The following is an 8,288-nucleotide window of genomic DNA, read 5'->3' as shown; positions in this document are numbered from 1 at the left end:
CGCTTTGGTGGGGGTGGGGTAAACGGGGCCGACGCCAATGTAGTCCACGTCGCTGTTCAGGGCTTGGGCCAGCTCTTCGGCGTTGGTGGTGGACAGGCCAATGAGCCGCTGGGATCCCAGGAGGTGCCGAGCTTGGGCGACCGGCAGATCCGTCTGGCCCAGGTGAACCCCATCTGCCTGGCTGACCAGAGCCAAGTCCACCCGGTCGTTGACGATCATCAGCGCCTGGTAGCGGTTGCACAGTTGCCGCAACTGCTTGAGATCCCGAAGCATCTCGCCGTCGGGAAGGTTTTTGCGGCGATATTGCACCAGGGTCACCCCGCCCCGCAGGGATTTTTCCACCACCTCTAGCCAGTGGGGCACAGGGCTGGTCACCAAATAAAGATGGGCTGCCAGGAGACGCTGCCGCAGGGATCCGCCCAGCAGTTCACTTTCCAAGACGTAGAGCCGATAGCGCATGTCTTTGGCCAGCTTGGCCAGGCCAGGGGCCACCCAGTGGTGGGATTCGGCCAACTTGCCGTATTCTTCTAACACCCGCAGGGCTTCTTGCACACGGCTGCAATTGGCTTGCAAGAGGTGGCGGAGATCCCGCCGTTGCTCCTCTTGGGGGTGGGAGATCTGGGTGCCTGGATCGGCGGGGGTATCGCGGGCCAAACGCAGGGGATCGCTGTGCCAGCGGGCTAGGGCTTGGCGCATGGCCTTGCATTCGGCAGAGAGCTCTCCCTCTTCCAGGCCGAAACGAAACCATTCTTCCAATACCCGTAGTCCTTCACGAGCTCGATCGAGGTTGGCATCCAGAATACGGGCGACGGCCTGGGGTTTCATGTTCCCTATACGTGGGAAGAGAGTTGCTTAATTTTTACCAAAAAAATGCGCCTAAAGCCCCGTCCTACCCTTAGCCGGAAGCAAGTCAGTAGGGTGGAGAGTAGTCAATTCACTGTAAATCGGAATGGTTTCCCTGAGGCTGTCCTTGGCCCTGAGGAGAAAGAGGGTGATGCCATAAGGCGTTAAGAAAGGCTTGCTGCGGCGTGTGTCCCCAGGCGAAGGCCCGTGGGCCGGCCCCTTCCGGCAAGTAGGCCCAAGCATAGCGCTCACAGGCGGGAAAATAGCGGATCTCCCACCAAGTTCCCCCTACAGGCACATCTTTCACTGCCCGCAAGAAAGGGCCGCGATGGCGGGCGAGGCGCTCTTCTATAAAGTAGGGGCCTTCCAGCTGAAGGGCTTCTACCGCTGCAATAAGCTCGGCTCGTTGTCGCTCATTTCGGATCATCTCCCGGGTTCCCCTCTTGGATTGGCTCTATTCTATGAGGAGATTTCTGGTGAGCTGGGGGATCCCTCTTGATTCAGCCCAGATTGCGCCTACGGCAAGCTGTGGAAACCCAATGGAATCCAACGAATCCACCGCAGGTGCTGTGTCTGAGCAATGGACACGGGGAAGATGAGGTGGGCAGTCGCCTTGCTGTTGCCCTAGTCCAACTGGGGATCCCGGTGCAAGCCTTGCCGATTGTGGGAGAAGGGACAGCCTACCAACGCCAAGGGATCCCCCTGCTGCCCATTGCCCAGGTGATGCCGTCGGGGGGGTTTATTTATCAGGATTGGCGGCAGTTGTGGCGGGATTTGCGGGCCGGTTTGCTGGGGCTGACGGGGCGGCAATTGGCGTTGGTTCGGCGGGCAGCAGCCCAGAGGAACCTGGTGCTGGCCGTGGGGGATATTGTGCCCTTGCTGATGGCGTGGTGGAGTGGGATCCCCTACGCCTTTGTGGGCACGGCCAAGTCGGACTATTACTGGCGAGATGAACGGGGGCCCTACCGACGCCCCTGGATCCCTTTTGGGCAGCCGATTTCCGATTACCTGCCCTGGGAGCGCTGGCTGATGGCCCACCGACGCTGCCTGGGTTCTTTTTTGCGGGATGAGCTGACGACTACAGCTTTGCAAAAACGGGGCCTAAGGGCCTTTTACCTGGGCAACCCGATGATGGATGGCCTAGAGCCACGCGGGACATTGCCTTTGGATCCCCACCGACCGGCCTTGCTGCTCTTGCCCGGATCCCGTCCGCCGGAAGCCTATCGCAACTGGGCCCTGATGATGCAGGTGGTGGAGCGGCTCCCAACGGAGCTGCAAGTCTATGCTGCCCTCAGCCCCAACCTGGAGCGAGACCCGCTTCAGGCTCGGATCCCATCTCAGCGCAGCGATGTGCTTCTGGTTTGGGGGGACTTCGGGGCCTGTGCCCAACGAGCAACGGTGGTGCTGGCCATGGCGGGAACGGCTACCGAGCAATGTGTAGGCTTGGGAAAACCGGTGGTAACCCTGCCGGGAGAAGGGCCCCAGTTTACCCCGCGCTTTGCTGAAGCGCAGACCCGTCTTTTGGGATCCGCCGTCCACCTGACCTCAGTGGAGCAGGCTCCCGCCGTGGTTGGCCGGATTCTGGAACGCCTGGCCGCCGATCCCAACTACGCGGCTGAGTTGCGGGCCCATGGACGCCGCCGCATGGGATCCCCAGGGGCCGCCCGGCGCATTGCCGCTCAACTTCGAGATTGGCTCAAGCCATCCGGCCCGGTTTTGGAACCGTTCGAGCCAGGTATATCGTGAAATAGAGAACGAGCGATTCAAAAGCCTGACTGATTTCCGTTGGATCCAGTTTTCCGTTTTATTTAGCATTTAATGATGTCAAACCTTTTGGGGTTGGAGAGCAGTTGGTGGATCCCTTGCTATGGGTGGGCGGGAACAGCTTTGGCCATTCCCTGGGCAACGGGGTGGGTCAAGGGCAGTGGCCCGCGTCCGGCAGCTTACCTCAACATCCTTCTGACTTTTGCCGCCTTTGCCCATGGCCTTTGGCTGTTGCGGCAGGTTTGGGGTCGGGATCCCCAGATCCTGAACTACCCCTGGTTTCGGGTGGCCGATCTGGATTTGACCCTGTCTTTGGAGATCTCGCCCCTGACAATGGGGGCCGTCGTCTGGATCAGCGGTTTGAGCTTGCTGGCCCAGATCTATGCGCTGGGGTATTTGGATAAGGACTGGGGCCTGGGTCGCTTTGCCGCCCTGATGGGCTTTTTCGAGGGGGGAATGACAGGGATCGCCCTCAGTGACTCGCTGTTTTTCAGCTATGCCCTGCTGGAGATGCTCACCCTTTCCACTTATTTGCTGGTGGGCCTTTGGTACGCCCAGCCTCTGGTGGTGACGGCGGCGCGGGATGCGTTTTTAACCAAGCGGGTAGGAGATCTGCTGCTGCTGATGGGGGTGGTGGCGGTTTCCAACTTTTCCGGGGCCTTGACGTTTTCCGACCTGCGGGACTGGGCGGCTACGGCCAGCTTGGATCCCACCTGGGCAGCTTGGATGGGCTTGGCCTTGATGGCGGGGCCCTTGGGCAAATGCGCTCAATTTCCGCTGCACCTGTGGCTGGATGAGGCGATGGAAGCGCCCAACCCGGCTTCGATTTTGCGCAATTCGGCAGTGGTGGCCTGCGGGGCTTTTGTGCTGATTAAGCTGCAACCGCTACTGGCCCTGTCGCCGATTACGAATGGGGTCTTGGTGGCCATCGGCACGATCACAGCCCTGGGCGGATCCCTGGTGGCCTTGGCGCAAATCGATATCAAACGCACCTTCTCCTACTCCACGAGTGCCTACTTGGGGTTGGTGTTTGTGGCAGTGGGAATGCAGCAGCCGGAGCTGGCCCTGGAGTTGCTGCTGATGCACGGCCTGGCTAAGGCGTTGCTGTTTATGGGGGTGGGATCCCTCATCTACACCACCTCTACCCAAGATTTGACAGAGCTGGGGGGCCTGCGCAGCCGCATGCCGGCCACGGTGGCCGCTTTTGCCGTGGGATCCCTGGGGATGGTGGCTCTGCTGCCCCTAGGGTGCTTTTGGACGCTGACCCGCCTGGCGCTGGTCTACAGCGGGGTGCAGCCGGCCCTGGTGGGGGTGCTGCTGCTGGTGAATGGGCTGACGGCTCTCAACCTGGCGCGGGTGTTTGGCCTGGTCTTTCAGGGATCCCCTCAACCCAAAACCCGCCGGGCCCCTGAGGTGGGCTGGCTGATGGCTCTGCCCATGGGCATCCTGACGGTGCAAACCTTGCTCATGCCCTGGCTGTTGGGGCGCTGGGGGCTCTATCCCGACTGGAACCCGCAGCTGAGGTGGATGGCGGCTCTGCTGACGGCTGCTGGGCTGGTGGGGGCAGCCATTGGCGGCTGGCTGTACTGGGGGGACCAACGGAGGGTATATCTGCCCTGGCCGGAGTTGCAGGATCTGCTGGCCCACGACTTTTACACGGGGCACCTCTACCAAGCCCTGGTGGTGCAACCGGTCAGCGCCCTCTCCCGCGGATTGGAGTGGCTGGATCGCAACGGAGTGGACGGCTTGGTGAACGGGGTGAGCCTGGCCTTTTTCTTCAGCGGCGAAGCCCTCAAGTACACCCTGTCGGGGCGGATGCAACTCTATGTGCTGGTGATTGTCATCGGGATGGTGTTGGTTACAGCTTGGCTACTGCGTTCGCCCCATTTGGGGTTGGCCTATTGATGGGAGAGAGCCATGTTGAGCCTTTTGATTGGGATCCCGTTGTTGGGGAGCATCTTGATTGGGTTGATTCCCGAGCAGGCGGGGAAGGGCTTGCACCGGGCTTTGGCCTTGGGGTTTGGGTGGGTTTTGTTTGGCCTGAGCGCGGGGCTGTTGCTGATCTTTGACCCCCACCTTGGATCCCTGCAATTGGCGGAAAAGATGGCCTGGATCCCCCAGTTGGGCTTGGTTTATGAGGTGGGAGTGGATGGGATCTCTCTGCCTTTGGTGGTGATGACCGGGCTACTGGTGTTGATGGCTATTTGGGCCAGCGGCCAGGTGGAGCGGCCCCGCCTCTACTACAGCTTGGTGCTCATGCTGGCGGCAGCGGTGGCCGGAGCTTTTTTGGCTCAGAATTTGCTGCTGTTTTTCCTGTTCTATGAAGTGGAGCTGATCCCCCTGTATTTGCTCATCGCCATCTGGGGAGGGCCGCGCCGCACCTATGCAGCCACCAAGTTCTTGATTTACACAGCTCTGTCAGGGATCCTGCTGTTGGTAGGCTTTTTCGGCCTCAGTTGGCTGAGCGATGCCCACAGCTTTACCTATACCGTCCTGCAGGCTCACCCCTTGCCCCTGGTGCAACAAACCCTGTTGCTTATTCCCATTCTGCTGGGCCTGGCCATCAAGATCCCCTTGGTGCCCTTCCACACCTGGTTGCCGGATGCCCATGTGGAGGCTTCCACCCCCATTTCCGTGTTGCTGGCGGGTTTGCTTTTGAAGTTGGGCACCTATGGCCTAGTGCGCTTTGGCCTGCAGCTCTTGCCGGATGCCTGGGATCAAGCCGGGCCTTGGCTGGCCGGTTGGGCGGTGGTTAACGTGCTGTATGGATCCCTGAACGCCTTAGTGCAGCAGGATATGAAAAAGCTGGTGGCCTACAGCTCCATTGCCCACATGGGCTACATCCTCTTGGCTGTAGCAGCAGCCACTCCCCTCTCCCTAGTGGGATCCATCTTTCAGATGGTCAGCCATGGCCTCATCTCCTCGCTGCTGTTTCTTCTGGTGGGAGCCGTCTATGCCAACACCGGCACACGGGATCTCAAGCTGCTGCGGGGATTGCTCAACCCGGAGCGGGGCTTACCGCTTATTGGCAGCTTGATGGTGCTAGGGGTGATGGCCAGTGGCGGCACACCGGGCATGGTGGGCTTTATAGCTGAGTTCACCCTCTTTCGGGGCAGCTTTGCCGTCTTTCCCCTGCAAACGCTCCTGTGCATGGTGGGGACGGGATTGACGGCGGCCTATTTTCTGCTGATGGTGAACCGTGTCTTTTTTGGGCGCCTCTCGCAAGTGGCCATAGCCATGCAACGCCACGCCACTGAAGAGCGCCTGCCTGCTGTTGTTTTGGCAACGCTGGTGGTGTTACTGGGCCTGCAGCCTAGCTGGGCAACCCGCTGGGTGGAGTCCACCACCTTGGCCTTGGCCAAGGCTAACCTAGCTGGTGTTGCAGGACTGGTCACTGCCTTTCAGTTTGGGTTGTCTTCCTTCTGATGATTTGATGAGATCGACGGAGTTTCTTTTGCTCCCATGACTGCCACTCTTGCTCCTGCTCCTTCCTGCTTCTTTCTGGCCGGCTTATCTCCTCTGGAGCAACTGCAACTGGCTCCTATTGTCCAGCGCCTAGAGGCAGGGGGAGCCCTTGTGCCGGATGCCCCTGCCAATCGCCTAGAGGTCATTGGCATCCTGCATAGCTACGGCGAGGTGCTGGATGCCTATTCGCGCAATTTGATCTTTATTGCCGACCACCAATTTTTGGAGCTTTTTCCGGCGTTCAAGTATTTCAACGGCGAGATTACCCTGGGCAAATGGCTGCGCTACCTGTGGCATGACCGCATCAACTACGAGTTTGCCGAATACTGCATGAAGGCTATGCTCTGGCATGGGGGAGGGGGGCTAGACCGCTACCTGGATACCCCTGAATTTGTCGAGCGGGCCAAGAGAGCCATCCGGGCCAAAATCCGCTTCAATCCCTTCTTGCAGGGCTTGGGGATCTTGTTTCCCGACTTTGCTCTAGAACAGGTGCGCATGCTGGCTATGTACAGCGGCTTGGGCCAGTTTTGGCGGGTGATGAGCGATATTTTCCTGGCGCTGGCCAAGCGCTCTGAGACAGAACCCCACCTCACCATTCCCGACGTGGTGGCTCACATCCAGCAGGGGTTGGTGGCAGCTGCCGACAAGCCTATCACCTACGCTCCCTGCATCTGGGGCCGCCGCTACGAGATCATCCCTCTCTCGGCGGGTCTGACTTTCCTATCAGGTACGGCTATCCCCTATGTGGAAGCGGTGTTTTTCCGCTCCTTTCCCTTTATGGGCACGGTTTCCTACAACGCCCAGGCCCACCAGATCCCGGCTGAGCAGGCTGACTTTGCCTACGGCGCCCTCTACGCCGATCCGCTGCCGGTAGGCAGCGCTGGGATCCCACCCACCCTGTTGATGCAGGATATGATGCGCCACCTGCCCCCCTACTTGCGAGAGCACTACCGCCGCCAGCCTCGCGGGGATGATGACCTGCGGGTGAAAATCTGCCTTAGCTTCCAAAAGGCCATGTTCTGCGTCACCACTGCCGCCCTGCGGGCTCTTGCCCCCTTCCCTCTGGAAACTCAGGATCCCCAGCAGCAAATGGCCAACCGAGAGTTTCTCACCCCTTGGTTGCAGCGATTGGCGGGATCCCGGCTGTTAAGCATGCAGGAAGTTTTTGGTATGTGATGCTGAAACTGCGCGGCAATACGGTGATGTCAAAGACAAGTTAAGGCTCGAGGGGCGTCCGTTATCTGAGAATGGTGTCTGGATTGCAGCCCTTGCACTGTAACATGCTCTGTTTTTGGTAACACGCGACGCTCGTTTTCAAGAAGTAGAGCGCTTGCAAATAGCAATGTGGTGAGTAAAGCCACCGCATAACAACCCGGTCGGAGCCAACTGCCGAAAGTCTTCAGGGTGGTCTTTCCATATTTTGATTCTGTTCCTTTTGCTAAATATGTAGGAAATCTAAGGGCTAACGGCCCCCAGAGCGAAAGGAACTGTGCCAAAAAGTCAGCCGCTTTTCGACCATTACAATCAACTGATAAGCTAGGGCGCTGATAACGGTGGCATAAATGATGGCCGCCCAGACGATGTCGAAATTGAAGCGAGCCGCCTCGATCCGGATGCGGAAGCCCAGACCAAGCCCCGGAGCGGCAAAGAATTCCCCCACAATGGATCCAATCATCGCCAAGGTGAGCGCCAGCTTGAGGGCATTAAAAATGTAGGGCAAAGATTGAGGGATCCGCACCTGCCAAAACACTTGCCCGGCACCGGCCCCGTAAGAGCGCATCAAATCCAATTGGCTGGGATCCACCGAACGCAACCCTCGCACCGTGTTGAGCACCACCGGAAACAGCACCACCACCGCCACCACTGCTGCTTTCGAGGGCCAGTCGATGCCAAATGCCCCCACCATGACCGGGGCCAAAGCCGGAATGGGAATACTGGAGAGGGCTGCCAAATAGGGCAAAACCCCCTGTTCGATCTTGGGAAAACGGGCCAAGAGCGCCCCCAGCAACAGGCCGGATCCCACCCCCAAGCCAAACCCCACCAGCGCCTGTCGCACAAAAGTTTGCACTGCATCTCGCATCAGGGCAGCTCGCGCCATCCAGGCGGCCTGCAACACCCGCGTTGGGGTAGGCATTAATCCCGGCGGCACCCGATAGCCCACCAGCAATGTCTCCGTAAGCAGTAGTCCCAACAGCAAAATCAGCAAGGGGGGCCCC

7 protein-coding genes are annotated in these 8,288 nt (G+C 59.4%); 4 read left to right on the top strand and 3 right to left on the bottom strand.

What is annotated here, in order from left to right:
* Both NW856_RS03940 and NW856_RS03935 read right to left on the bottom strand, forming a co-directional pair.
* Window positions 1-834 (bottom strand): thiamine phosphate synthase (locus NW856_RS03940; protein ID WP_414399207.1); only part of this gene is annotated, 834 nt, incomplete at its 3' end.
* Between the two features lie 100 nt (window positions 835-934).
* On the bottom strand, window positions 935-1,270 hold the full coding sequence (locus NW856_RS03935; protein ID WP_011433411.1) for a hypothetical protein: 336 nt from the start codon (window positions 1,268-1,270) through the stop codon (window positions 935-937).
* Window positions 1,271-1,338: 68 nt separating this feature from the next.
* Between NW856_RS03935 and NW856_RS03930 the strand changes: the two genes are divergently transcribed.
* The 4 genes from NW856_RS03930 (at window position 1,339) to NW856_RS03915 (ending at window position 7,248) form a co-directional block, all read left to right on the top strand.
* Window positions 1,339-2,589: a lipid-A-disaccharide synthase-related protein gene (locus NW856_RS03930; protein WP_414399204.1), complete on the top strand. Its 1,251-nt coding sequence runs from the start codon at window positions 1,339-1,341 to the stop codon at window positions 2,587-2,589.
* A 72-nt stretch (window positions 2,590-2,661) separates the two neighbouring features.
* Complete coding sequence (locus tag NW856_RS03925) at window positions 2,662-4,512, top strand: NAD(P)H-quinone oxidoreductase subunit F (RefSeq protein ID WP_414399203.1); 1,851 nt, start codon at window positions 2,662-2,664, stop codon at window positions 4,510-4,512.
* A 12-nt stretch (window positions 4,513-4,524) separates the two neighbouring features.
* A complete protein-coding gene (locus tag NW856_RS03920) occupies window positions 4,525-6,033 on the top strand; it encodes an NADH-quinone oxidoreductase subunit M (protein WP_414399202.1) in 1,509 nt (502 codons plus the stop codon).
* Window positions 6,034-6,069: 36 nt separating this feature from the next.
* On the top strand, window positions 6,070-7,248 hold the full coding sequence (locus NW856_RS03915) for a CO2 hydration protein (RefSeq protein ID WP_414399201.1): 1,179 nt from the start codon (window positions 6,070-6,072) through the stop codon (window positions 7,246-7,248).
* Window positions 7,249-7,534: 286 nt separating this feature from the next.
* Here the strand turns inward: NW856_RS03915 and NW856_RS03910 are convergent.
* The coding region (locus NW856_RS03910; RefSeq protein ID WP_414399200.1) for an ABC transporter permease at window positions 7,535-8,288 on the bottom strand (754 nt) is incomplete at its 5' end.

This window comes from Synechococcus sp. R3-13 (assembly GCF_047462195.1).
Taxonomy (GTDB): domain Bacteria; phylum Cyanobacteriota; class Cyanobacteriia; order Thermostichales; family Thermostichaceae; genus Thermostichus.
The sequence above is the reverse complement of the archived record's forward strand: the minus strand, read 5'-3'. Positions and strand labels throughout refer to the sequence as shown.